The organism is Microbacterium oxydans, assembly GCF_006540085.1.
Lineage (GTDB): Bacteria > Actinomycetota > Actinomycetes > Actinomycetales > Microbacteriaceae > Microbacterium > Microbacterium oxydans.
Window position 1 is genome coordinate 139,700 of sequence record NZ_BJOG01000007.1, and the last position, 23,314, is coordinate 163,013.

Below are 23,314 nucleotides of genomic sequence, written 5' to 3' on the forward strand. Positions count from 1 at the left end.
CGAGCCCACATGCCCCGTCGACACCGGTAGCGTCGACGAGGCAGCCCACCCGAAAGGATGCACGCGGTGACGCATTCCCCGCCCGAGACCCCGCCTGAGGAGATGACGGAGTACTCGCTGAGCACGCTCCTGACCCCACTCGATCCCCCCGTGGAACCGTCGGATTTCGACGATTTCTGGAGGGCCTCCTTCGAGGAGTTCGGCACGGGCAGCGTGGCCTGGGAGGTCGTCCAGGAGCACCCCGAGACCCCGACGCATCGCGTCGCCGAGATCCGCTTCCGCTCCTCCGCCGGCGAGGCGGCCGTCGCGTTCGTGATGCTTCCGCACGCTGCCGACGTGACCCGCCGAGGCCTCGTCGTCGGCCACGGTTACGGCGGTCGCACCGGCCCCGACATCGAACGCGTCGCCTCCGACGCCGCCGCGATCTTCCCGGTCGCCCCCGGAACCCATATCGGCACGAGCAGCCGGTTCCCCGCATCGCCCGACGAGCACGTGCTGGCAGGGATCGAACACCGCGACACCTACTCGCACCGCTTCAGCGCCGCCGACATCTGGCGAGCGGCGACCGTGCTCCTCGAGATGGCCCCATCCGCAGCGGGAGCGCTCGACTTCAGCGGCGGTAGCTTCGGCGGCGGCATCGGCGCGCTCGCCCTGCCGTGGGACGGGAGGTTCCGTCGCGCCGCGCTCGATGTCCCGAGCTTCGGCAACCATGACGTGCGCCTGTCACGGAGATGCACCGGGAGTGGTGAGGCCGTGCGCCTGCACCTCCGCGAACACCCGGAGGTCCGGCCAGTGCTCGACTACTTCGACGCGGCGATCGCGGCCCGGCGGCTGCAGCTGCCCGTGCACGTGAGCGCGGCCGTGCTCGACCCCGCCGTCGATCCACGCGGGCAGTTCGCGGTCTACCACGCCGTGTCCGGCCCGAAGCGCCTCGGCGTGCGGGCGGCGGGCCACCTCCCCGGAACGGTCGGCGAGCTGTCGGACCGACTCGCGCTGCAGGACGGCATCGACTTCCTCGCCCTGCCCGATGAACGCCTCTCTGAAGTACTCTCAGACAACGCATAGCGTTCTCCATAGAAATCGCATAGGAGATTCCGCAGAATAGGGACATGACCAGCGACCTGCCCGAACTGCGCCGTCCCGACGGCTCCCCCTTGCGCATCCTCGCCGTCGACGACGAGCAGATGCTTACCGACCTGCTCGCGATGGCCCTGCGCATGGAGGGCTGGGAGGTGCGCACCGCCTCCTCCGGCATGGAGGCCCTCCAGGTCGCGCGCGAGTTCGAACCCGATGCCCTCGTGCTCGACATCATGATGCCCGACCTCGACGGCATGTCGGTGCTCAAGCGGCTCCGGGATGCCGGCAACCTCGTCCCCGTGCTCTTCCTCACCGCCAAGGATGCCGTGGGCGACCGCGTCGCAGGACTCACCGCCGGCGGCGACGACTACGTCACCAAGCCCTTCAGCCTGGAAGAGGTGATCGCGCGCCTGCGGGCGATCATCCGCCGCACCGGCCACGCCACCGCTGACGACGGCCAGTCGATCCTGCGCGTCGCCGACCTCACCCTCAACGAGGACAGCCACGAGGTCGTGCGCGACGGCACCGAGATCGAGCTCACCGCGACCGAGTTCGAGCTGTTGCGCTACCTGATGCGCAACGAGCGCCGGGTGCTCTCGAAGGCGCAGATCCTCGACCGGGTGTGGAGCTACGACTTCGGCGGCAAGTCATCGGTCGTCGAGCTGTACATCTCGTACCTGCGCAAGAAGATCGACGCCGGACGCACGCCGCTGCTGCACACCGTCCGCGGCGTCGGCTACATGATCAAGGCCCCTCAGTGAGCTCGGCGACGACGATGAGACGGCCGATGAGCCTGCAGACACGGCTGATGACCGCCGTGATCGGGTTCGTCTCGCTGATCCTCATCATCGTCGCCATCATCACCAGCGCGACGCTGGGCAAGACCATGGAGGATCAGCTCGACCAGAAGCTCTCCAATAATGCGCACCAGCTCGTCCGGGTGACCGAGGCGTTCCCCCCGTCGTCCGCCACCGCGCAGAACGTGCTCGCGAACAGCTCCGCACCGCCGGTGGGTGTGCTCTTCGTGGTCTCGAGCCCCGTGACCGGCTTCAGCGGCGTCGTCGCCAAGACCACGGACGGCGACCCCCTCGCCGGGTCGCTGCAGACCCTCAGCGGGGCCCAGCTGGCGGAGATCGCCGGCGCGCTGAAGGACTCATCGGTCGCCTCAGTCTCCATCAGCGACGTGGGCTCGTACCGGGTGATGGCGCTGCCGACGAACAACGGGGTCATCGTGGTGACCGGCCTCCCCCGCGACGAGATCCAGAACCAGCTCACGCAGCTCCTCACGGTGATCGCGCTCGCCACGATCGGCGGCCTGATCCTGCTGGCCCTCACCACGGCGATCACGATCCGCGTGAGCCTGCGCCCGCTGCGCGCCGTCGCGACCACCGCGACCAGGGTCGCCAACCAGCAGCTCGATCGCGGCGAGGTGACCATCACGGAGCGCGTCCCCGCCTCCGAGGCCGATCCGCGCACCGAGACCGGGCTGGTCGGGGCGTCGTTGAACAAGCTCCTCGATCACGTGAACACCTCGCTCGCGTCCCGGCAGAAGAACGAGGAGCGGATGCGGCGGTTCGTCGCCGATGCCAGCCACGAGCTGCGCACACCGCTCGCCTCGATCCGCGGCTACTCCGAGCTCTCGCTGCGAGCTCTCCGCCAGACGAAGGAACCGTCCGAGCGACCGGAGGTCATCGAGAGCACCACCTCTTCGCTCGAGCGCATCCAGGCGCAGTCGCTGCGGATGACCAGGCTCGTCGAGGACCTGCTGCTGCTCGCCCGCCTCGACGAAGGCCGGGAGCTCGTCTACGGCACGGTCGACCTCACCCAGCTGGCGCTGGAAGGGCTGTCGGATGCGCGCCCCACGGCCGTGGACCACCACTGGAAGATCGACGTGCCCGACGAGCCCGTCACGATCCTGGGAGATGCGGGACGCATGCACCAGGTCGTGGCCAACCTGCTCGCGAACGCCCGCACGCACACGCCGGCCGGCACGACGGTGACACTGAGCGTCGCGCAGGAGGGCGATGAGGCGGTGCTGCGCGTGCACGACGACGGTCCGGGGATCGATCCGGCCATCCGAGACGAGCTGTTCGCCCGCTTCGCCCGCGGAGACAGCTCCCGTGCGCGCCAGACCGGCGGGACGGGGCTCGGCCTCGCGATCGTGAAGGCCATCGTCGAGGGCCACCACGGCTCCATCACGGTGGACAGCGAGCCAGGGAACACCACCTTCAGCGTCCGCATCCCGACGAATCCGGCAGCCTCCCCCGACACCGCCGCTACGGACGCCTGACCCGCAGCACAGCGCCCGCCACGAGCACAGCGCCCACCACCATACTGAGCCCGCCACGACACTGAGCCCGCCACGACACTGAGCCCGCCACGATGCTGAGCCGCGCGAGAGAGGACTTCCTGCGCCGGCGGGATCAGTAGCCGGCGAAGGCGTCCGTGGTGAGGCTGCGGGCCTTCTGCAGTGCGGGCGCGAGATCGGCGATCAGGCGGGGTGGTCCCGAGATGAACGCGTGGCGCGCGGGCAGGTCGGGAACGGCACGCTCGAGGGTATCGGCGTCCAGACGCGCCCCCTGAGCCCAGGACCAGTGCGAGGGCAGGGCGGCCGGCTCGTCGCGGGTGAACACGACGGTGCGCACGCCCGTCGCCGCGAGCTCTTCGCGGAAGGCGAGCTCCGAGGCCTCGGATGCCACGTACACGAGCACCACGTCGCGCTGTTGCCCGGTCGCCTGCAGCTGCCGCAGCTGCGACACGAACGGCGTCACGCCGATACCTGCCGCGACCATGAGCACGGGCTGGTCACCGCGAGGGAGGATGAAGTCGCCCCAGGTCCCGGTCACGGCGAAGGTCGCCCCCGGCTCGGCGGCCGCGAGAGCCCGCTTGTAGCTGGAGGGGTGCTTCTGGTCGCCGTTCTTGTAGGCGATGCGCAGCGTGGGCAGGTCGGCCGGCGCCGACACGATGCTGAACTCCCGGCGGGTGCCGCGCGCGTCGGGGCGGTGGTGCGGCACGTCGAGCTCGAGATACTGACCAGGGAGGAAACGCACACGGCCCTTGGCGCGGAAGGTCAGCTCCTGCGCGGTCGGGGTGACGAACTCACGTCGTTCGAGCACGAGCCGCACCGACCCGCGCAGTGCGAAGGCGAACGCGACCAGGTTGCCGATGAGCAGCGCGCGCTCCTGTCCGAGGGTGAACAGGCCGGCCACGGAGAGGGGCCACCCCGCGAGCAGACCGACGACGACGGCCACCACGAGCTGCTGCCGACGCCGCGGCGGAAGAGTGAGCGGCTCCGAGAGCATGAAGGCCCCGAGGAAGAGGAACGGCGACTGCAGCACGGCGAACTGCAGGGCTGTCACGACGTCGAAGGCGACATCGAACTCCACGGCCTGGACTGCCTGCCGCACCACGGAGGTGGCGACCGCGACGATCAGGAACACCAGCACGACGCGGATCTTCTCGGTGCGCCACAGCACCAGGAGACCGAGCACCGCGACCGGGATCGTGAGCACGGGCGTGCCCACCCACCACGCCGACGAGGTGCCCAACCACTCGAAGGCCCCGAACGCCCCGAGGATCGAGACGACGGCGGCGCCGAACGCGGCCGGGTTGAAGATGTGCCGGCCCCGCCAGGCGATCAGATACTTCGACACGCTCGCGACGGCACCGGCGATCGCGAGGCCGACGAGTGCGCTCGGCTCCACGCCGGGGCGGAGCACGAACAACAGGATGAGGGCGGTCACGACCGAGGATTCGATGCGCCAGGGCAGCCGCAGGATGCGCTGCGCGACAGCGTCGACGACCGAGATGACGAGCGCGAGCACGAGGAAGGACGCCACGAGCTCGAGCGGGGTCGGCGAGACGATGACGCCGAACAGCGAGAGCACGAAGGCGATGACGGCGAGGGCGATCAGCGCGAACAGGACCAGACGGTACATCGACAGCGAGCCCAGCACGGCGAGGACCCGCTGACGCGCAGCGGTGAATGAGGTGATCACGATTCCACTCTTCCCTGGTTCTGGACGGTGAGGAACAGTTCGGCCGGAAATCCGGGGGAACGCTGCACCCGTCCGTCGGTGCTCATCCGCACCCACTCGGTTCCCCAGGCCGCAGCGATCTCAGGGCCGCCGTCGAAGAAGAGGGCGGTCGCCACAGCGTCGGCCCTCATAGCGTGGGGCGCCACGGCCCAGGTCGCCGCCCAGGTGCGCACCGGGGTGCCGGTGCGCGCATCCAGGACGTGGTGGAGCCCGCTCCCCCACGCCCGACGGTTGATGGCCGAGGCGCACAGGGCCTGGTCCTTCACCTCGATGACGCCGATCGCCTTCGTCGCGTCATAGGGGTGCTCGAGGGCGATGCGCACACCGGCCCCGCGCACCCGGATGTCGCCACCGGCATCGATCACGAGATCGCCGGGCACACGCTCCAGCACCGTGGACACGAGATCGACGAGGCGACCCTTCCCGAGGGCGCCGACGTCGAGCAGAGCCGGAGCCGAAGCCCTGACCTCGCCACCATCCCATGAGAGATGCCGATCCCACTCTTCCGGCGCCGGGAGCGGCTGCCCGGCGATCAGCGTGTAGGCCGCGTCATAGCCGAGCGCATCCAGGCTCGCGGCGACGAGGGGGTTCACCGCACCGGCGGTCGCCGCGGAGAGCTCGCGATACGCGTCGAGCATGGGGGCGGCGTCGGCGGAGGCGAGAACGCCACCGAGTCTCCCGAGGCGCACGACCTCGGAGTCTGCACGGAACCGGGACCATTCGCGGTCGAAGCGCTCGATCTCCGCCGTCACCGCCGCCTTCGCGGCAGCCGGGAGCGGGTCGGTCGTCTCGATCTCCCAGTGCGTTCCGATGGCCTCGAAGCTCCAGGTGGCCATGCGGCTTTCAGGCGCCTACGCGGCAGCCTGCTCCTTGATCGACTCGACGGCGTCGTTGAATCCGCCGCTGGTGAGCGACGAGCCCGCGACACGGGTGACGTTCAGCTCGTCGATCGGCTTGCCGTCGACCTCGGCGGCGATGCCGTCGATGAACTCGCCCTGGTAGCGCTTGCTCTCGGGCGCCTGCGGATCACCCGTGACCTCGACATCGGTGACGACGCCGTCGGCGAGCGTCAGCGTGACGGAGATCTTCTCCACCGTCTCGGGGGTCTGGTACGAGCCCTCGGCCGTGTAGGTGCCGTCGGTGTAGGTCGCCGTGGCGTCACCTCCCGAAGACGATGCGGAGGCACCCGTATCGGGAGTGCTGTCGGCTCCGGAAGAGCCCTCGGCATCGGCAGCGCCGGAGCATCCGGCGAGGACGAAGAGACCTGCGATCCCGAGGAGTGCGGATCCCTTGCGGACAGAGGTCGGTACGGTCGTGCGGATCATGGTGGTCCTCCCGGCTCGGTGTCGGTCGACGTGGTCGTCGACCCCTCACGCTAGGCATCGCGCCTATGAACGGGCTGACGTAACGTGTTACGCGTCTCCGCCGAACATGCTGGTGACGGAGCCGTCCTCGAACACCTCATGGATCGCGCGGGCCAGGAGCGGGGCGATCGGGAGGATGGTGAGCTTGTCCCACTGGCGCGACTCGGTGAGCGGGATCGTGTCGGTGATGACGACCTCGTCGATGGACGAGTCCTGCAGTCGATCCGACGCCGGGTCGCTGAAGATCGCGTGGGTCGCGGCGACGATCACGCGGTGCGCCCCGTTCGCCTTGAGAGCCTGCGCAGCCTTGACGATCGTGCCACCGGTGTCGATCATGTCGTCGACGAGGAGGCAGGTGCGACCCTCGACGGCACCGACGATCTCGTGCACGGAGACCTGGTTGGCGACCTTCGGGTCGCGACGCTTGTGGATGATCGCGAGCGGAGCGCCGAGGCTGTCCGACCACGTGTCGGCCACGCGCACGCGGCCCATGTCGGGCGATACCACCGTGAGGATCTCGCGGTCCTCCGGCGAGAGGGTGCGCTCGAAGTAGTCGAGCAGCACGGGCTTGGCGAACAGGTGGTCGACGGGACCGTCGAAGAAGCCCTGGATCTGGGCTGCGTGCAGGTCGACGCTCATGACGCGGTCGGCGCCGGCGGTCTTCAGCAGGTCGGCCACGAGACGGGCGCTGATCGGCTCGCGACCGCGACCCTTCTTGTCCTGACGCGAATACGGATAGTACGGCGCGACGACGGTGATGCGCTTCGCCGACGCGCGCTTGGCCGCGTCGATCATGATGAGAGTCTCCATGAGCCACTCGTTGACCGGCTCGCCGAACGTCTGGATCAGGAAGAGATCCACTCCACGGATGGAGACCTCGAAGCGCGCGTAGATCTCACCCGACGCGAACGTGCGGTGCTCGACCGGGGCGATCTCGGTGCCCAGCGCCTCGGCGACCGCCGCCGTGAGGGCAGGGTGCGAACGACCGCCGGCGACGACGAGCCGCTTCTTGGTCTTGGCGATGATCCCGGGGGCCACGCCATTGTCGCGATCCAGATCGACCGTCTTCTTCTTGCGCGCCATGTCCGCCTATTCCGCCGAATTCTCCCGGGACGCAGCATCCGCCGCGCCCGTCCCTGCTCTGTTCTTCTCGACCCAGCCCTCGATGTTGCGCTGGGGGGCGACGCTCATGGCCAGAGCGCCGGCGGGGACGTCCTTGCGGACGACGGCGCCTGCACCGGTCTTCGCACCGGCTCCCAGCCTAACGGGCGCGACGAGCACCGTGTGCGACCCGGTGTGCACCTCGTCGCCGATCTCGGTGCGGTGCTTGTTCACGTCGTCGTAGTTGGCGGTGATCGTGCTCGCACCGAGGTTCACTCCGCGACCGATCGTCGCATCGCCCACGTACGACAGGTGCGGCACCTTGCTGCCCTCGCCGATCTCGGCGTTCTTGGTCTCGACGTACGCGCCGATCTTGCCCTTGGCGCCCAGCACAGTGCCGGGGCGGAGGAAGGAGAACGGACCGACCGTCGCCTCGGCGCCGATGACGGCCAGCGTCGCATCCGTGCGGCGGACGACCGCATCCTCACCGACCTCGCAGTCCACGAGCGTCGTATCGGGGCCGATGACGGCTCCGGAGGCGATGGCCGTTGCCCGCAGGATCTGCGTGTTCGGGAGGATCGTGACGTCGGGCGAGAGTGTCGCGTCGTCGTCGATCCACGTGGTGGCGGGGTCGATCACGGTGACGCCCTCGAGCTGCCACCGGCGCACGATCCGCTGGTTGAGCAGGCGCCCGACGAGCGCGAGCTGCGTGCGGTCGTTCACGCCGTAGGTGACCGTGACGTCCGACACGACCGACGCCGCGACGCGGTCGCCATCGCGGCGGAGCAGTCCAGGCACGTCGGTCAGGTACATCTCGCGCTGAGCGTTGTCGAGGCTCAGCTGCGGCAGGTAGGTACGCAGCGTCGCGGCGCGGAACACGTACATGCCGGCGTTGATCTCACGGACGGCCGCCTCTTCCGGGCTCGCATCCTTCTGCTCCACGATGCGGTCGACCCCGCCATCGGCATCGCGCACCACGCGACCGTAGCCGGTGGGATCCTCCACCAGCGCGGTCATGAGTGTGGCAGGCGCCCCGGACGCCCGGTGCTCAGCGAGGAAGGCCGAGAGGGTGTCGGCATCGGCGAGGGGGCAGTCGCCGGAGAGTACGAGCACGTCGCCCTCGAAGTCGGCGGGCAGCGCATCGACGGCCACCTGCACCGCACGACCCGTTCCGGGGATGTCGTCCTGGTCGACGAAGACCGCGTCGGGATAATCGGCGGCGAGGGCGGCCACCACCTGGTCCCGCTCATGCCGCACGACGACCTCGACGTGCGTCGCCTGCAACCGCTGCGCTGTGGTGAGCACGTGCCCGACGAGTGGACGTCCGCTGATCGGGTGCAGCACCTTCGGCAGACGCGACTTCATGCGAGTGCCCTGCCCTGCGGCGAGGACGATGATCGCGAGATTGTTCCCAGTCATGCTCCGCCGCCAGGACTCGAACCTAGACCTCACAGCTCCAAAGGCTGTCGTGCTGCCATTACACCACGGCGGACCGCGCCGCCCATGAAGGCACCGCGGGGACAAGTCTGCCATGCTCCGGCCCCGGTTCCGCTGACACCGCGGCCCGTCATCCGCGTGAAATACCGATCTGCAATGCTGACGACATGAGCATCGTGATCGAACGGGTGCAGGCCGCGAGCCCCGCCCTGGCCGAGTTCCTGGTCGCCCACCATGCGGAGTTGGAGCACACCGCTCCTGCGGAGAGCCGCCACGCCCTGGTGTTCGAGCGGTTGCTGGCTCCGGGAGTGCGGCTCTTCGCCGCGCACCTCGACGATGCCCCCGTGGCCACCGGTGCCCTGGCGACGGTCGAGGAGGGACACGAGGAGATCAAGTCGATGCGCACGGACCCCGCCCTGCGCGGACAGGGCCTCGGCCGCGCCATGCTCGCGTTCCTCCTGGCGGACGCCGAGTCCAGGGGCATCAGCCGCCTCTCGCTCGAGACCGGGAGCGCGGACTTCTTCATCCCGGCACGTGCGCTGTACGCCGCGGCGGGATTCCGCGAGTGCGGCCCGTTCGGCGGCTACGCGCTCGATCCGTACAGCACGTTCATGACGGTCACGCTCCCGACCGCGTCCTGATCTCGTCGCCGCGCGCGCGATAATGGGCGGATGAGCGAGGTGGATGAGGTCGACCGGATCGTCGGCGCGTGGAACACCCAGCGTCCCGACCTCGACTTCTCCCCGCTCGAGGTCCTGTCGCGGATGGACCGGTTGTCGCGGCACCTCGATCGCGCCCGCCGCGATGTGTTCCGACGGAGCGATCTGGAGCACTGGGAGTGGGACGTGCTCTCCGCGCTGCGGAGAGCGGGGGCGCCGTTCCAACTCTCCCCCAAGCAACTGCTCCAGCAGACCCTGGTCTCGAGCGGCACCATGACCAACCGGATCGATCGCCTGGTCGGGCGTCGGTTCGTGCGACGCGAGGCCGACCCCGGCGACGGTCGCAGCGTGCTGGTGACGCTCACCGATGACGGGCGCATCCGCGTGGACGCCGCCATCACGCGTCTGGTGGATGTGGAGGCCGATCTGCTGCAGGCGCTCTCCCGCTCCGACCGCGACCGCCTCGCGGGGCTGCTGCGCAAGCTGAGCCTGAGCTTCGACTCGTGACCGGCCGCAACTGATGGGCATGCCCTCTCCCCTGCCCGTGCGCGACGGCGTGGGAGCCACACGGCTGCACGTGCCCCTCACCGGCTCGTGGCCCACGGTCGCTGCCTACATGATCGAGAGGTTCTTCCACCTCGATCCCGAGCGGCTGCTCGAGCGGTTCGATCGCGGCGACATCGTTCGCGCCGACGGCTCTGCAGTCCCCCGCGATGCCCCGCTCGGGAGTGTCGAGTTCATCTGGTACTACCGCGAGCCCGCCATCGAGACGCGGATCCCGTTCGAGATCGAGATCCTGCACCAGGACGAGCATCTCGTCGTCGTGGACAAGCCGCACTTCCTGCCAACGACTCCCGGCGGCAAGTTCCTGCAGAACTCGGCACTGGTGCGGCTGCGCAACCTCCTCGACAACCCGGACCTGGCGCCCATCCACCGTCTGGACCGCGCGACCGCCGGACTGCTGATGTTCTCGACGCGACCCGCCACCCGCGGCGCCTACCAGCTGATGTTCGAGAACCGGCAGGTGCTGAAGGTCTACGAGGCGGTGTCCGCGCTGCCCGCGCACGGCGAACTCCCCTCGTTCCCGCTCGTCTACCGCAACCACATCGAGAAGCCGCGTGCCCAGGTGCGGGTGCAGGTCGACGACACCAGGGAGCCGAACGCCGAGACGCTGATCGAACTGATCGGCGCCGATGACCGTGTGGTGCACACCCTGCTCCGCCCGCACAGCGGGAAGATGCATCAGCTGCGCGTGCACCTCGCCGCCCTCGGCATGGGCATCCTCAACGACCGGTTCTACCCCGAGCTGCTCGACGATGTGCCGGACGACTTCGACCGCCCGCTGCAGCTGCTCGCTCGCGAGCTGCGCTTCGTCGATCCGCTGAGCGGCGCGGAGCGGGTCTTCACCACGAGGCGGGCGCTGCAGCACGCGCCTCGTGGTGAGAATCCGTAGGCTCGCGTCAGCGGCGCATGACCTTTCGGGCCAGGCGGGTTCCGAGCATCTGCACGAGATGCACGAACACGACGATGAGGACGATCGCCGCCCACATCACGAGCGGCTCGAACTGCCGGAAACCATAGATCTGGGCGAATGCGCCGAGGCCACCGCCACCGACGAGTCCTGCCATCGCCGTCATGTCGATGAGCGCGACCACGATGAACGTGTAGCCCAGGATGAGCGGTCCGAGCGACTCCGGGATCGCCACCGTGAACAGGATGCGCCAGGGCCCCGCACCCATCGCACGCGCCGCCTCGATCACGCCGGGCGAGACCGAGATCAGATGCTGTTCGACGATCCGTCCGATCGCGAAGGCCGCGGCGAGACCGATGATGAAGGCACCCGCCGTCGTGCCGATGCCCACACCGACCACGGCACGGGCCAGCGGCTGCGCGACCACGAGGAAGATGATGAACGGGATGGGGCGGAAGAAGTTCACCACGAGGTTCGCGAACAGCGAGACCGGCTTGTTCTGCGCGAGGCCGCCCGGCCGCGTCACGTACAGGATGATGCCGATAGCGAGACCGAGCACGCCACCCAGCACGAGCGCGAAGGACGTCATGTAGAGCGTCTCGAGGGCAGCCGCCCAGAATTCCGGCCACAGTTCGTTCAGGCGTTCCATCAGCGTGCCTCCTCTCCGGCGATCTCGGTCACTTCGACACGTCGGGCGATGCTCGCGAGGGCGCGATCGATCGCCGCGGCGTCACCGCGGATCGCGAGTGTCAGGTGCCCGAAGGCCCGTCCGCGGATGTCGTTGATGCCGCCGTAGACGAGCTCGAAGTCGAGGCCGGCACCGGCGAGATCGAGGAAGACCTGCGCCTGCGAGGAGTCGCCGTCGCGGAACGAGAACGTGACCAGGCGGCCCTGATGGCGCTCGCGGAGCACCGCCAGCTCTGCGGGTGACGGCACGCCCTTGACGACCGTTCCGACGAAACGCTGCGACGCCGGGTTCTGCGGCGCGGAGAAGACGTCGAAGACATCGCCGTGCTCGATCACGCGACCGTTCTCCATCACCGCCACCTTGGTCGCGATGGTCTGGATCACATCCATCTCGTGCGTGATGACGACGATCGTGACACCCTGCTCGCGATTGACGCGCTTCAGCAGATCGAGCACCTCGTGGGTGGTCTGCGGGTCGAGGGCGCTGGTGGCCTCGTCGGCGAGGAGGATCGCGGGCCCGGTGGCGAGGGCACGGGCGATGCCTACGCGCTGCTTCTGGCCGCCGGAGAGCTGTTCGGGATAGGCCTTCGCCTTGTCGGAGAGACCGACGAACGAGAGCAGTTCCGCCACACGTGTCTCGATATCGGCCTTCGACCAGCCGGCGAGCTTGAGCGGATACGCGATGTTGGACCTGACGCTCCGCGAGGAGAACAGGTTGAACTGCTGGAAGATCATGCCGATCCCGCCGCGGACCTTGCGCAGCTCGCTCTCCTTCAGCGCCGTGATGTCCACGCCGTCTACCGTGATGGTGCCGCTGGTGGCCGGCTCCAGTGCATTGATCAGGCGCACGAGGGTCGACTTGCCCGCCCCGGAATAGCCGATGATCCCGAAGACGTCGCCCTTCTCGATCGAGAGGGAGACGTCGTCGACGGCCACGACCTCCGCGCCGTCACGGGTGCGGGGCGGGTACGTCTTGGACACGTTCGTCAGGGTGACGATCGGCATGTGGTGCTCCGGTCTGCTTCGGGAACGAAGAATCGGGTGACGCGTTTTCGCGCCACCCGATTCTCCCTCATCGGACGGGGTGGATCTCCCGCGTCCTACTTCTTCGCGTCGGCGTCCTTCTGGACCTTCGCGAGCGAGGCGACCAGGTCATCCACCGGCGTCTGCAGCGCCACGGCGGTGCCGCCCGACGACTCGAGAAGACCCTTCTGGACGGCCTCGTTCGTCTGGAAGATCTCGACGAGCTTGAGGTAGGTCTCGTTGTCGGCGTCCTCCGCACGAGCGGCGAAGATGTTCACGTACGGCAGCGCGCTGGGATCTTCGGGGTCGTCCTGGGCGATCGCGTCTTCGAACGTGAGGCCGGCGTCCTGCACGAAGTCGTTGTTGATGATCGCAGCGGCGACGTCGGGCAGCGAGGTCGGGATGAGCGCGGCCTCGAGCGCCTTGACCTCGACCTTGGACTTGTCGGTGTCGATGTCGGCGAGGTCGGAGTACGGCGTGCCGCCGCTCTTGAGCTCGACGAGGCCGGCCTGCTGCAGCACGTTCAGCGCACGCGCCTGGTTGGAGGCGTCATCGGGGACGGCGACGGTCTCGCCCTCGGGGATGCTGTCGACGTCGTCGTACTTCTTCGAGTACAGACCGAGCGGGTAGATCGCGGTCGAGCCGATCGGGGTGAGGTCGGAACCCGAGGCGTTGTTGTACTCGGCGAGGTACACGATGTGCTGGAACTGATTGAGGTCGATCTCCCCCTCGGTGAGCGCGGGGTTCGGCTGCTCGTAGGAGCCGAAGTCGACCAGCTCGACCGTGATCCCCTCTTCGGCGGCGGCGTCGACGAAGGCCGGCCACTGCTCGTCGCCCTTGCCGACGACGCCGATCTTGACGACCTCGTTCTCGGAGGACCCCTCGCTGCCGGATCCGGCATCGGACGACCCCGTGGCGCACCCGGCGAGCGCGACGAAGAGCGGGACCGCGGCGAGCGCGGCCAGGATGGAAGTGGTGCGGCGTGACATGTGAAGGAGTTCCTCTCTTGGGGGACTCGAATACGTTAGGCAGGCCGCGCGGCGCACGCGGAATCGAGTGTCACACGGCGTCACAGCGAGGCGTGGTCAGGGCCGCGGCACCCTCAGGGCCAGCTTGCCCACGTAGTGCTCTCCGAGCGCCCGGTGCGCCGTCGCGATCTCATCGGCGTCGAAGACGCGGGACACATGCGGTGAGATGTGACTCGACTCGATGACCTCGTTGAGACGCTGCAGTGCGGCGCGGCTGCGATCGCCGTCGTAGAAGGACACCCGATCGACGAGCTGCGCTGACGGCGGCGGGTTCACGCCGTGCGCCCACGCGATGCGGCCGGTGGGTGCGACTGCGCTCAGTGCCTCCTCGGCCGCCGTTCCTCCCGCCGTGACCAGCGCCCCGTCGAGCCCGTCCGGTGCGAAGCGCGCGATGGCCGCCGGCACGTCGTCACTCCGACCGTCGACGACCGCGTCGGCTCCGAGTCTGCTCGCGAGCGCGACTCCGTCCTGTCCCGAGGCCACGGCGAGGACACGAAGCCCTCGATGCTTGGCGAGCTGCACCGCGAGATGGCCGATCCCTCCGCTCGCGCCGAAGATCATCACGGCATCACCGGGACTCGCATCGATGGTGTCGAGTCCGCTCGTGGCCGTGAGCGCGTCCCAGGCCAGCACTCCTGCCTGCTCGTCGGTCAGACGGGCGGGCACCGGAGCGACGTGTTCCTGGTCGACCACGGCGTACTCGGCGTAGAACCCGCCTCTCGGGACGGGGGTCGAGGCGGCGTACACCCGGTCGCCCGGGGCGAAGCGCGTCACCTCGGCCCCGACCGCCTCGACGGTCCCCGACCCTTCCCACCCGAGGATGTAGGGGAAGGTCGACGGCACGCCGAATGCGCCTTCATAGTGACCCTCGCGCTCCTCTCGGTCCCACGACCCTAGCCCTGCGACATGGATGCGGATGAGCACGTCGCTGTCCCCGACCGTGGGGACCGGAACCGAGTGTTCATGCAGTTCCGTCTCGTCACCGAATCGATCGAGGATGAGGGCTTTCATCGTCGTGGGCATGGGACTCCTCGTTCTCATCGGTGGGTCCGGCTCTCGGCCGCCCGGACGCTCAGTCGTAGTCCTCGATCCCCTGCAGGCGCACCTGCTCGAGGTCGAGGCGGGCGGAGATGCGACGCACCACGATGTCGTCGATGGTGCCGGCGCCGCGCAGTCCGAGCAGGACCTCGCGCTTGCGGTCGAGCAGGGCGAGCTTCAGGCGCGTGTGCTCCTCGTGTCGGACCAAGGGCGAACGCTGTGCCAGATCGACGTCGGCGGAGGTCGCGATGATCTGCAGTACGGTGCCGTCCGTGGCCTCTCCCTCCACGACCTGCGAGACGCCGCCTCCGGGCGCCGGGTCGCCACCGACGTCGGCGGTTCCCGCGCTGAGCGGGTCGGGCTCGCCGAGCATCTCGTCCAGCACGTCGGCCTCCGCGTCGACGAGGGCCTGCTCGCGGGCCAGCGACCGGGCGTTGGCGAACTCGAGCATCTGATACCCCTCCGATCGCACGCGATCCAGGACCTCCTGGCCCACACCGTGCTCGGCGGCCAGGTCGTCGAGGGCGGCGAGGGCGGCACCGGAGATCGCCCGCTCTGCGAGCTCGTACTCCTCGTCCTCGGCGTGGTCGACGGGGAACCGCGCCCATCGCACGATGGCGGGCAGCAGCGGACCCTGCACGAGCAGACTCAGCAGGATGACACCCGCCGTCACGAACACGATCTCGTCGCGACCGTTGATCGCGCCGCCCTGGGTGATGCTCGTCGGGACGGAGAGAGCGATGGCGAGGGAGACGGCACCGCGCATGCCGGCGACGGTGGAGACGGCCCTGGCCCGTGCTCTCGCGCCGGGCGCCGGACGCGGACCGCTCTGCCGCTGGAACACCACGTTCAGCAGCTGGAACACATAGCGCACCACCAGCAGCGTCGCCCAGACTGCGAGAGTGATGAGCACCAGGCGCCCGATCGCGGCGGCCGAGATCTCGTGCGCGACGTACTGCACCTCGAGACCGATCAGCACGAACAGGGCGCCGTTGAGCAGGAAGACACCGAACGGCCACGCCGCATCCGCCTGGCGTCGCGACGAGGCGGTGGTCACCCGCGGAGAGACGTAAGCGACGATGAGCCCCGCCACCACGACCGCCAGCACTCCGGAGGCGTGCACCATCTCGGCGGCGAGGAATGCGGTGAACGGGATCAGCAGCAGCGTGACGTTGATCACGATCGTCGACGAGGTGCGCCGCAGCAGGAGGTAGCCGAGAGCCGCGATGACCACGCCGGCGGCGATTCCACCGACGTAGGAGATCAGCACGTCGAGCGTCACCGACAGCGGGGTGATCTGGCCGCCGAGCGCGAGCGACACCGCGATCGCGTACAGCACCAGGGCCGTGCCGTCATTGGTCAGGCTCTCGGCCTTCAACTTCATGAACATGCGGCGCGGCAGCAGACGCCCGAGGGCCGCGACGGCGGTGGCATCCGGTGGGGCGACCGCAGCGCCCAGGATGAGGGCGATCTCCCACGGCATCCCGAACAGCACACCGATGCCAGCGACCGCGAACGCCGAGGCGACCACCAGCACCGTGCTCATGGGCAGGATGTAGCGGAAGTCGCGGCGGATCGACCGCAGGGACGTGGTGAGGCTCTCCCAGAAGAGCATCACCGGGAGGAACAGCAGCAGCACCGTCTCCGGGGGCAGCTGCACTTCGCGAAGCTGCGGCACGAAGCCCAGCAGCAGTCCGAAGATGACGAGGACGAGGGGCAGCGCGAGACGCACGCGCGGGGCGATCAGGGTTCCGACGAGAATCGTGAGTCCGAGCAGGACTGTTACTTCGAGGCCTTCCATCCCTACCTCCCAACAGCGGTGAGAGAAGGATATTCCTCCGTCAGCCGATCTCCTCGGTGAGTTCGAACCAGCGCAGCTCGAGCTCTTCGATCTCGGCCTGCTGCTCGCTGATCTTCTTCATGCGATCGCCCAGCCCCGCATAGTCGGACTGGTCGTGATCGGCCAGCGCGGTCTTGGCGGCGTTCACCTGCTGGGTGAGCTTCTGGATGCGGCGCTCGAGCGCGGAGATCTCCTTCTGCGCCGCGCGCAGCGCCGCTCCGTCCAGGCCCTTCGTCGCCGCCGCTGAGGTTGCCGTCGCTGCCGCCGTCGCGGTCTGCTTCGAGCCCGCGGACGACTGCAGTTCGCGCAGGCGGAGGTACTCGTCGACCCCGCCGGGGAGGTGGCGCAGATGGCCGTCCAGGATCGCATACTGCTGATCGGTGACGCGCTCCAGGAAGTACCGGTCGTGGCTGACGACGAGGAGGGTGCCGGACCACGAGTCGAGGAGATCCTCGATCGCGGCGAGCATGTCGGTGTCGAGGTCGTTGGTCGGCTCGTCGAGGATCAGCACGTTCGGCTGGTCGAGGAGCACGAGGAGCAGTTGCAGACGGCGCTGCTGTCCACCGGAGAGGTCCTTGACCGGGGTGGAGAGCTGAGCGGAGTCGAACCCGAGGCGCTCGAGGAGCTGCCCCGGCGTGAGGTCCTGCGCCTTCGAGCCCGCGCCCATCGTGTAGGAGGTGCGCAGGCCGGAGATGATCACGCGCACCGGGTCGTTCCAGTGCTGGGTGAGCTCGTCGAGCCGCTGCGTGAGGGTCTGCACCTTCACGGTCGTGCCGCGCTTGACCCGACCGACGGTGGGTTCGACGGTGCCGGAGATGAGGCCGAGCAGGGTCGACTTCCCCGCGCCGTTCACGCCGAGGATGCCGGTGCGCTCACCCGGTGCGATGCGCCATTCGATGTCGCGCAGCACGACCTTCTCGCCGCCGTCGGCCGTCGGGTAGGTCACCCCGACGTCGAGCAGATCGACCACGTCCTTGCCGAGGCGTGAGACCGCGAGCGACTGCAGCGACACCTTGTCGCGGATCTCGGGAACGTCGGCGATGAGCTCGTTGGCCGCATCGATGCGGAACTTCGGCTTCGCGGTGCGGGCCGGGGCGCCACGACGGAGCCAGGCGAGCTCCTTCTTGGCGAGGTTCTGGCGCTTTGCCTCGGTGGCGGCCGCCATGCGGTCGCGTTCGACACGCTGCAGGATGTAGGCCGCGTAGCCGCCCTCGAAGGGCTCGACGATGCGGTCGTGCACCTCCCAGGTCTCGGTGCAGACCTCGTCGAGGAACCACCGGTCGTGGGTCACGACCATGAGGGCGCCCGAGTTCGACGACCAGCGCCTCTTGAGGTGCCCGGCGAGCCACGTGATCGCCTCGACGTCGAGGTGGTTGGTCGGCTCGTCCAGCGCGATGACATCCCAGTCACCGGTCAGGAGCCTGGCGAGCGATACCCGGCGACGCTGTCCACCGCTGAGAGAGCCGATCTCGGCGTCCCACGGCAGATCGGTGAGCAGCCCCTCGATGACATCCCGCACCCGCGCGTCGCCCGCCCACTCGTACTCCGGGGTGTCGCCGACGACCGCGGCGCTGATCGTGAGGTCGTCCGGAAGATTGTCGGCCTGATCGAGCACCCCGATGCGCGTTCCGCCACGCACCGTGACGCGTCCGGAGTTCGGCTCCTTGATGCCGGCCAGCATGCCGAGGAGGCTCGACTTTCCGTCTCCGTTGCGGCCGACGATGCCGATGCGATCGCCCTCCTCGATGCCGAGGGTCACGGAGTCGAAGACGACCCTTGTCGGATATTCGAGGTGGAGGGCTTCAGCCCCGAGAAGATGTGCCATGTTCCCTCCAGGGTAGCCGCGCCCGGTGACGCCAGGACGACCGCCGCCGTCGGACCGCGGCAGGTGGCCGGATCGTCGTTCGGCTCCGCCCGATCTAAAATCGACGGGTGCCAAGGAATCGCCGGGTGTTCTCGCTCATGCTCGACAACCGCAGGGCGAAGCTGATGGAGTCGAGAAGGCGCCCAGGGCACTACGAGCTCAGTGTCGACGGGATCGCGCAGTCGGTGGTCTCGATGACCGACCCGACCACACTCGAGTACGCGTACACGCAGCACATCGCGAGAGCGATCGATGCCGCGGCTGAGCCCGGTGCACCGCTGTTCACCGTGCACCTGGGAGCCGGAGCGCTCACGCTGGCACGCTATGTCGAGGCCACGCGCCCCGGATCCCCGCAGCTCGTGGTCGAGTTCGAACCCGCGCTGTATACCGCGGTGATCGCCGCGCTGCCCCTCCCGCCCGGCGCTGATCTGCGCGTCGTCTTCGGGGACGCGCGGGCGGTCGCAGACGCGGAGCTCCCGGATGGAGGAAAGCCCGCGGGGCCGCCATCCTCCTCTCCCGCGCTCGGCGTCGTCACGTCCGGTGGCAGCGCCGTCGCCACCGATTGGGTGGATGCACGCTTCACCGTCGTCGACCTGTGGGACGCCGCGGTCATCCGACACCGTGTGGCCAGCCAGGAGTTCTACCGTCGGGTCGCCGCCCGCTCCGCAGCAGGCGCCGTCGTGGCGGTGAACCTCCTCGACGGGCACCCGTTCGAGTATTCGCGGCGACAGGCGGCGACGCTGCGGTCGGTGTTCCAGAATGTCGCCGTCGTCCTGGACGCCGAGCCGGAAGATGACGAGGGGCCTCTCGGCAACGTCGTCGTGTTCGCGAGCGATGAGCCGCTGAGCGTCGTGATGGACCCCGACCTCCTCGGCGCACCGCGACCGCACATGCTGCACGACGCGTCCCTGACCGCGTGGATCGACGGAGCCCGCATCATGACCGACGCGGACGGCACGGACTCCCCCGACCCCGACGACCCGATCTGGGACTAGGAGTCGACCCGATCCGGGACGAGGCGTCGAGCCGATCCGGGACTAGGCGTCGACCGGGGACCGGTCGGCCCGCGCATCGGGAGTGGGCGCTGAGACCGACCCGGCCGTGCGCAGGAAGACGATGATCCAGCTGAAGATCAGCACCGCGGCGATCAGCTCGACCGCGGTGAGGTTGTAGTAGCCGACCGCGAAGAAGGCGGCGAGCAGGATGATCACCAGAACGTAGATCCAGCCGAACGCCACGAACACGCGCGGGATGGTCGGCAGGAACCACGGCAGCCCGACGACGATGATCCCGAAGACGACCGTCATGCCCGTCGCGACCGTGTTGTGCAGGAGGAAGAACTCGTCGACGGGGAAGAGCCCGACGCACGCGAGGAAGATCCCCATCAGGATGAGCCCGCCGCGCACCATGAACCGGCCGCGACGCTCCTCAGGGGTCTCGGCCGGCAGGCCGGCTGTGGCGTACCGGGAGATGGTCGTGACCATGATCCCGGCGATGACCAGCGTCACGTTGAAGGCGACGGACGCGCTGTTGGTGCTCATCCCGAGCGCGGAGAGGTTGTCACGCCACCAGTGCACATCGCTCGAGGCGAGCATGCTGGCGAACGCTCCGACCACGAGGAACACGGCGAGCACCAGCGAGAGCACCATGGGGTTGAGAGCGACCGCGCTGAGGAAGCAGACGTATCCGGTCAGGGCGAAGGCCACGGCCACCAGGATCGCTCCGGGGAGCGGGAACACCGGGGCGTCCGTGAAGCTCCGCTCGAGGAGTTCGGCGATGCCGAGCCAGCCGAGGCAGGCGATCGCCGCGTGGGCGAACGCGATGGCGGTGAGGTCGTACCAGCGCAGCCGATCACCCGGCACGCTGAAGCCGTCGCGGACCGCCTGCGGGTCGGGCCGTTCCGGTCGCACCGCGAGCCGGCCGAGCGTGAACGCGATCACCGCGGTGATGGCTCCGCCGCATGCGGCGAAGACGCCGATCGACCCGCTGCCGCTGATCGCCAGGTCGTGACCCCAGAACACCGGCAGGCCGATCGCGAACCCCGCGACGAAGAAGCCGGCACCGACGATGAGTGCCGTCGCCTCGAAGACCGCGGCGGACGTCTCCGGGCCGCGCACCTGTCTCAGCACCTGCACGACTCTGCTCGCCAGCGCGTTCATCCTCGTCCTTCCCGGTCCACATCATAGAAGGAGCGCAGATCCGGCGCGGCCGGTGGTACCATCACGGAACGGATCGTATACAACGTCGTCGTTCCACCACCCGAGGTGATCAGTCATGAACGGTGCACCCGCTGCCCCCGCCGAATCGGTATCGACTCTCGTCGCGCGCAACATCAGTGATTTCAGAGCCGCCGTCTCCGAGTCCTTCGTCCCGCTGCAGGTCTCCACGGCAGGGCCCGACCACTTCCGCGGCGTCATCCGTGGTGCGTCCGTCGACGAGGTCCACGTGACCGAAGTGCGCGCCACATCGCACATCGTCGAGCGCACCCCGGAGCTGATCGCCAGGAGCGACCGGTCCTACTTCAAGCTCAGCCTGATGCTCGCCGGCACCGGCCTGTTGATCCAGGACGATCGGGAGGCCGTGCTCCAGGCCGGGGATCTCGCGGTGTACGACACCGATCGGCCGTACTCGCTCGTCTTCGACGAGGGGTTCCGCACGATGGTCGTCATGTTCCCGAAGCACCTCCTGAGCCTTCCCCCCGACGTGGTCGGCCAGCTCACCGCCGTGCGCATCTCCGGGCAGGAGGGTCTGGGCGGCATGGTCGTGCCGTACCTCACCCAACTCGCCGGGAACCTCGACCAGCTCGCCGGTGCCACCGGGGCACGCCTCGCGCACAGCGCCCTCGACCTAGTCTCCACGGTCTTCACCCGCGAGCTCGGGCTCGACGGTGTCTCGGCGGATCCGCATCGCGCGCTCGTGCAGCGCATCCGCTCCCACATCGACCGGAACCTCGCGTCGACCGACCTCGGTCCCGCATCGATCGCCTCGGCACACTTCATCTCGAGCCGTCACCTGCACGGCCTGTTCCAGGAGCAGGGTGTGACCGTGTCGACGTGGATCCGCACGCGCCGTCTCGAACAGTGCCGCCGCGATCTGCTCGACCCGATGCTCGCCGACCGACCCGTGGCCGCGATCGCCGCCCGCTGGGGCTTCGTCGACGCGGCGCACTTCAGTCGCGCATTCAAGTCGGCATTCGGGATCTCCCCCAGCGAGTACCGCGCCGCACACTGAGCGCGACCCGAGGACTCACCGTGCGGGACCGGTGATCGATGCGCGCGGAATCGCCGTCATGACCGCTTGCCCTGGACGGCACGCCGGTTGACTCTCGGCGCGCGATGGGCCTCGCGACCTTGAGCCCCTGAGGGCGTCGGACCGAGCATGAGGCAAGCGCATCGCGACGACGCGGTGCCCGGGGCGAAGAGGCCCTGCCGTGTGCGACGTCTGGACCCGCATGACCGACATCACGACCGACCCGGCACTGGATGAATGGCGAACCTACGATGAGTTCGCCGCCGGGATCGACACCTTCCGCCTGCCGAGCACGCTGCTCGCCGGAACCTCCTTGACGCTGACCCTCGACGACGGCGGCACGCTCTCGCTGCGCTTCGACGAGGAGACCGTCACCTGGGAGGGCTTCGGGTTCGGCGGCACGGACCCGTATGACGCCGTCCGTGTGCGCGAGGACGTCGTGTTCATCAACATCCCGTTCGAGAGCCGGGAGCGCGAGGCACTGACGGTCGTGGTCTCCTCCTCCACGCATCGGGCGACCGTCATCCGCTCCCGCATCGCCGCCGAGGCCGTCGAGGGCACTCCGCAGGTCGGACAGGACTTCTGGGCGGCCACGACGGATGCGGGACCGGCCACCGGCGAGGTCCCCGGCCCCAGCCGCGACCTGATCGGCAAGCGCAACATCTACCGTTACAGCCCGTACCACCTGTACGAGCACGTGTACGTGTCGAGCCAGCGGTACGCGTGGCAGTGCCTCGAGGGCGTGCAGCGCGGTCACGGCGACATGGACCTGTCGACCGTCTGGAAGTTCGCCGACGGCCTGTACCTGTTCTGCTTCCGCGAGTTCCGCATCGCCGTCGCGAGCGTGTGGCTGCACGACCTCGGCTACCAGCTGATGACGACCGGGATCTTCCTCGGGCTGAACGGCGATGGCGACTCCGAGCACTCCAGGGCCGGCGGGCACATCTACCCGCTCGGCTCGGTCGCCTATCCCGACGCGCAGCCCGTCTGATCGACAGCGAGAACAGGAGACACCATGGGCAATGCCGACATCATCCGCGAACACTACGCGGCGAGCGACCGCGGCGACCTCGACGGGATGCTCGCGCCGTTCGCACCCGATGTGCAGTGGACCGAGGCCGCCGGCTTCCCCTACGCGGGAACCTACATCGGCCCCGACGCGGTGGCCGCCAACGTGTTCCAGCGCATCCAGGAGGACTGGGACGACTACACCGTGGCCATCGACGAGGTCCTCGACGCCGGCGATGCGGTCGTGGGCATCGGCACCTACTCCGGCACCTATCGGCGCACCGGCCGCTTCTTCGCCGCACGGGTGGCCCATGTGTGGCGCCTGGCGGACGGCAAGGTCGTGGCCTTCGAGCAGTTCACCGACACCGAGCTCGTGTCCCGCGCGCTGCGCGACTGAGCGACGCCACCCCATCACTGCACGACACGAACGG

General features: G+C 68.8%; 22 protein-coding genes and 1 tRNA gene. 10 read left to right on the forward strand and 13 right to left on the reverse strand.

Going from position 1 to position 23,314, the window contains the following annotated elements; translation table 11 throughout:
* Window positions 1–66: 66 nt before the first annotated feature.
* From MOX01_RS13835 to MOX01_RS13845, 3 genes are read left to right on the forward strand one after another with little or no spacing between them, the layout of a single operon-like run.
* Window positions 67–1,065, forward strand: a complete 999-nt coding sequence (locus MOX01_RS13835; RefSeq protein ID WP_211368768.1) for an acetylxylan esterase — start codon at window positions 67–69, stop codon at window positions 1,063–1,065.
* A 44-nt stretch (window positions 1,066–1,109) separates the two neighbouring features.
* Window positions 1,110–1,838, forward strand: coding sequence for a response regulator transcription factor (locus MOX01_RS13840; RefSeq protein ID WP_045262204.1), 729 nt, complete (start codon window positions 1,110–1,112; stop codon window positions 1,836–1,838).
* A gap of 26 nt (window positions 1,839–1,864) precedes the next feature.
* Window positions 1,865–3,367 carry a sensor histidine kinase gene (locus MOX01_RS13845; protein WP_113681294.1) on the forward strand — a complete coding sequence of 501 codons (1,503 nt, stop codon included), beginning with the start codon at window positions 1,865–1,867 and terminating at the stop codon, window positions 3,365–3,367.
* Window positions 3,368–3,500: 133 nt separating this feature from the next.
* Here the strand turns inward: MOX01_RS13845 and MOX01_RS13850 are convergent, their stop codons facing one another.
* The 6 genes from MOX01_RS13850 to MOX01_RS13875 form a co-directional block, all read right to left on the reverse strand.
* Entirely contained in the window at window positions 3,501–5,075 is a 1,575-nt protein-coding gene (locus MOX01_RS13850; protein ID WP_061017227.1) for a flavodoxin reductase, read from the reverse strand.
* The gene (locus MOX01_RS13855) at window positions 5,072–5,950 is read right to left on the reverse strand and encodes an FAD:protein FMN transferase (protein ID WP_061017224.1); all 879 of its coding nucleotides are present in this window, start codon (window positions 5,948–5,950) and stop codon (window positions 5,072–5,074) included. The genes MOX01_RS13850 and MOX01_RS13855 overlap by 4 nt, the downstream gene beginning before the upstream one ends.
* Before the next feature lie 15 nt (window positions 5,951–5,965).
* A complete protein-coding gene (locus MOX01_RS13860; RefSeq protein WP_046748909.1) occupies window positions 5,966–6,439 on the reverse strand; it encodes an FMN-binding protein in 474 nt (157 codons plus the stop codon).
* Between the two features lie 87 nt (window positions 6,440–6,526).
* The gene (locus MOX01_RS13865) at window positions 6,527–7,561 is read right to left on the reverse strand and encodes a ribose-phosphate diphosphokinase (protein WP_046748908.1); all 1,035 of its coding nucleotides are present in this window, start codon (window positions 7,559–7,561) and stop codon (window positions 6,527–6,529) included.
* 6 nt (window positions 7,562–7,567) lie between these two features.
* The gene (gene glmU / locus MOX01_RS13870; RefSeq protein WP_046748907.1) at window positions 7,568–8,998 is read right to left on the reverse strand and encodes a bifunctional UDP-N-acetylglucosamine diphosphorylase/glucosamine-1-phosphate N-acetyltransferase GlmU; all 1,431 of its coding nucleotides are present in this window, start codon (window positions 8,996–8,998) and stop codon (window positions 7,568–7,570) included.
* A 1-nt stretch (window position 8,999) separates the two neighbouring features.
* Window positions 9,000–9,071, reverse strand: a tRNA-Gln gene (locus MOX01_RS13875).
* 112 nt (window positions 9,072–9,183) lie between these two features.
* On the opposite strand from MOX01_RS13875, the gene MOX01_RS13880 reads away from it, so the two are divergent.
* From MOX01_RS13880 to MOX01_RS13890, 3 genes are read left to right on the forward strand one after another with little or no spacing between them, the layout of a single operon-like run.
* Window positions 9,184–9,657 carry a GNAT family N-acetyltransferase gene (locus MOX01_RS13880; protein WP_058632447.1) on the forward strand — a complete coding sequence of 158 codons (474 nt, stop codon included), beginning with the start codon at window positions 9,184–9,186 and terminating at the stop codon, window positions 9,655–9,657.
* Between the two features lie 30 nt (window positions 9,658–9,687).
* Entirely contained in the window at window positions 9,688–10,182 is a 495-nt protein-coding gene (locus MOX01_RS13885; RefSeq protein WP_029260528.1) for a MarR family winged helix-turn-helix transcriptional regulator, read from the forward strand.
* 19 nt (window positions 10,183–10,201) lie between these two features.
* Window positions 10,202–11,128, forward strand: coding sequence for a pseudouridine synthase (locus MOX01_RS13890; protein WP_211368770.1), 927 nt, complete (start codon window positions 10,202–10,204; stop codon window positions 11,126–11,128).
* A 7-nt stretch (window positions 11,129–11,135) separates the two neighbouring features.
* Here the strand turns inward: MOX01_RS13890 and MOX01_RS13895 are convergent, their stop codons facing one another.
* The 6 genes from MOX01_RS13895 to MOX01_RS13920 all read right to left on the reverse strand — a co-directional run bounded on the left by MOX01_RS13895 (window position 11,136) and on the right by MOX01_RS13920 (window position 18,587).
* A complete protein-coding gene (locus MOX01_RS13895; RefSeq protein ID WP_046748904.1) occupies window positions 11,136–11,795 on the reverse strand; it encodes a methionine ABC transporter permease in 660 nt (219 codons plus the stop codon).
* Window positions 11,795–12,838 carry a methionine ABC transporter ATP-binding protein gene (locus tag MOX01_RS13900; protein ID WP_127011937.1) on the reverse strand — a complete coding sequence of 348 codons (1,044 nt, stop codon included), beginning with the start codon at window positions 12,836–12,838 and terminating at the stop codon, window positions 11,795–11,797. Before MOX01_RS13900 ends, MOX01_RS13895 begins: the two co-directional genes overlap by 1 nt.
* Before the next feature lie 95 nt (window positions 12,839–12,933).
* A complete protein-coding gene (locus MOX01_RS13905) occupies window positions 12,934–13,845 on the reverse strand; it encodes a MetQ/NlpA family ABC transporter substrate-binding protein (RefSeq protein ID WP_046748902.1) in 912 nt (303 codons plus the stop codon).
* Window positions 13,846–13,941: 96 nt separating this feature from the next.
* Complete coding sequence (locus MOX01_RS13910; RefSeq protein ID WP_141370172.1) at window positions 13,942–14,907, reverse strand: quinone oxidoreductase family protein; 966 nt, start codon at window positions 14,905–14,907, stop codon at window positions 13,942–13,944.
* A gap of 49 nt (window positions 14,908–14,956) precedes the next feature.
* Window positions 14,957–16,723, reverse strand: coding sequence for a Na+/H+ antiporter (locus MOX01_RS13915; protein ID WP_061017218.1), 1,767 nt, complete (start codon window positions 16,721–16,723; stop codon window positions 14,957–14,959).
* A 40-nt stretch (window positions 16,724–16,763) separates the two neighbouring features.
* Complete coding sequence (locus MOX01_RS13920; RefSeq protein WP_127011935.1) at window positions 16,764–18,587, reverse strand: ABC-F family ATP-binding cassette domain-containing protein; 1,824 nt, start codon at window positions 18,585–18,587, stop codon at window positions 16,764–16,766.
* Window positions 18,588–18,694: 107 nt separating this feature from the next.
* Between MOX01_RS13920 and MOX01_RS13925 the strand changes: the two genes are divergently transcribed.
* A complete protein-coding gene (locus MOX01_RS13925) occupies window positions 18,695–19,621 on the forward strand; it encodes a spermidine synthase (RefSeq protein ID WP_141370174.1) in 927 nt (308 codons plus the stop codon).
* Window positions 19,622–19,663: 42 nt separating this feature from the next.
* Here the strand turns inward: MOX01_RS13925 and MOX01_RS13930 are convergent, their stop codons facing one another.
* On the reverse strand, window positions 19,664–20,785 hold the full coding sequence (locus MOX01_RS13930) for a DUF998 domain-containing protein (RefSeq protein WP_141370175.1): 1,122 nt from the start codon (window positions 20,783–20,785) through the stop codon (window positions 19,664–19,666).
* 115 nt (window positions 20,786–20,900) lie between these two features.
* Here MOX01_RS13930 and MOX01_RS13935 point away from each other — a divergent pair, with 115 nt between their 5' ends.
* The 3 genes from MOX01_RS13935 to MOX01_RS13945 all read left to right on the forward strand — a co-directional run bounded on the left by MOX01_RS13935 (window position 20,901) and on the right by MOX01_RS13945 (window position 23,280).
* Window positions 20,901–21,857, forward strand: a complete 957-nt coding sequence (locus MOX01_RS13935; RefSeq protein WP_141370177.1) for an AraC-like ligand-binding domain-containing protein — start codon at window positions 20,901–20,903, stop codon at window positions 21,855–21,857.
* 220 nt (window positions 21,858–22,077) lie between these two features.
* The gene (locus tag MOX01_RS13940; protein ID WP_141370179.1) at window positions 22,078–22,866 is read left to right on the forward strand and encodes a MoaF C-terminal domain-containing protein; all 789 of its coding nucleotides are present in this window, start codon (window positions 22,078–22,080) and stop codon (window positions 22,864–22,866) included.
* A gap of 24 nt (window positions 22,867–22,890) precedes the next feature.
* Window positions 22,891–23,280, forward strand: a complete 390-nt coding sequence (locus MOX01_RS13945) for a nuclear transport factor 2 family protein (protein WP_058632455.1) — start codon at window positions 22,891–22,893, stop codon at window positions 23,278–23,280.
* Window positions 23,281–23,314 lie beyond the last annotated feature (34 nt).

Coding starts and splice junctions, on each gene's coding strand:
- MOX01_RS13900 (WP_127011937.1), bottom strand. CDS start 12,838: ATGCCGATCGTCACCCTGACGAACGTGTCCAAGACGTACCCGCCCCGC.
- MOX01_RS13855 (WP_061017224.1), bottom strand. CDS start 5,950: ATGGCCACCTGGAGCTTCGAGGCCATCGGAACGCACTGGGAGATCGAG.
- MOX01_RS13895 (WP_046748904.1), bottom strand. CDS start 11,795: ATGGAACGCCTGAACGAACTGTGGCCGGAATTCTGGGCGGCTGCCCTC.
- MOX01_RS13880 (WP_058632447.1), top strand. CDS start 9,184: ATGAGCATCGTGATCGAACGGGTGCAGGCCGCGAGCCCCGCCCTGGCC.
- MOX01_RS13885 (WP_029260528.1), top strand. CDS start 9,688: ATGAGCGAGGTGGATGAGGTCGACCGGATCGTCGGCGCGTGGAACACC.
- MOX01_RS13910 (WP_141370172.1), bottom strand. CDS start 14,907: ATGCCCACGACGATGAAAGCCCTCATCCTCGATCGATTCGGTGACGAG.
- MOX01_RS13865 (WP_046748908.1), bottom strand. CDS start 7,561: ATGGCGCGCAAGAAGAAGACGGTCGATCTGGATCGCGACAATGGCGTG.
- glmU (WP_046748907.1), bottom strand. CDS start 8,998: ATGACTGGGAACAATCTCGCGATCATCGTCCTCGCCGCAGGGCAGGGC.
- MOX01_RS13945 (WP_058632455.1), top strand. CDS start 22,891: ATGGGCAATGCCGACATCATCCGCGAACACTACGCGGCGAGCGACCGC.
- MOX01_RS13890 (WP_211368770.1), top strand. CDS start 10,202: ATGCCCTCTCCCCTGCCCGTGCGCGACGGCGTGGGAGCCACACGGCTG.
- MOX01_RS13930 (WP_141370175.1), bottom strand. CDS start 20,785: ATGAACGCGCTGGCGAGCAGAGTCGTGCAGGTGCTGAGACAGGTGCGC.
- MOX01_RS13915 (WP_061017218.1), bottom strand. CDS start 16,723: ATGGAAGGCCTCGAAGTAACAGTCCTGCTCGGACTCACGATTCTCGTC.
- MOX01_RS13940 (WP_141370179.1), top strand. CDS start 22,078: ATGACCGACATCACGACCGACCCGGCACTGGATGAATGGCGAACCTAC.
- MOX01_RS13905 (WP_046748902.1), bottom strand. CDS start 13,845: ATGTCACGCCGCACCACTTCCATCCTGGCCGCGCTCGCCGCGGTCCCG.
- MOX01_RS13920 (WP_127011935.1), bottom strand. CDS start 18,587: ATGGCACATCTTCTCGGGGCTGAAGCCCTCCACCTCGAATATCCGACA.
- MOX01_RS13860 (WP_046748909.1), bottom strand. CDS start 6,439: ATGATCCGCACGACCGTACCGACCTCTGTCCGCAAGGGATCCGCACTC.
- MOX01_RS13840 (WP_045262204.1), top strand. CDS start 1,110: ATGACCAGCGACCTGCCCGAACTGCGCCGTCCCGACGGCTCCCCCTTG.
- MOX01_RS13845 (WP_113681294.1), top strand. CDS start 1,865: ATGAGCCTGCAGACACGGCTGATGACCGCCGTGATCGGGTTCGTCTCG.
- MOX01_RS13935 (WP_141370177.1), top strand. CDS start 20,901: ATGAACGGTGCACCCGCTGCCCCCGCCGAATCGGTATCGACTCTCGTC.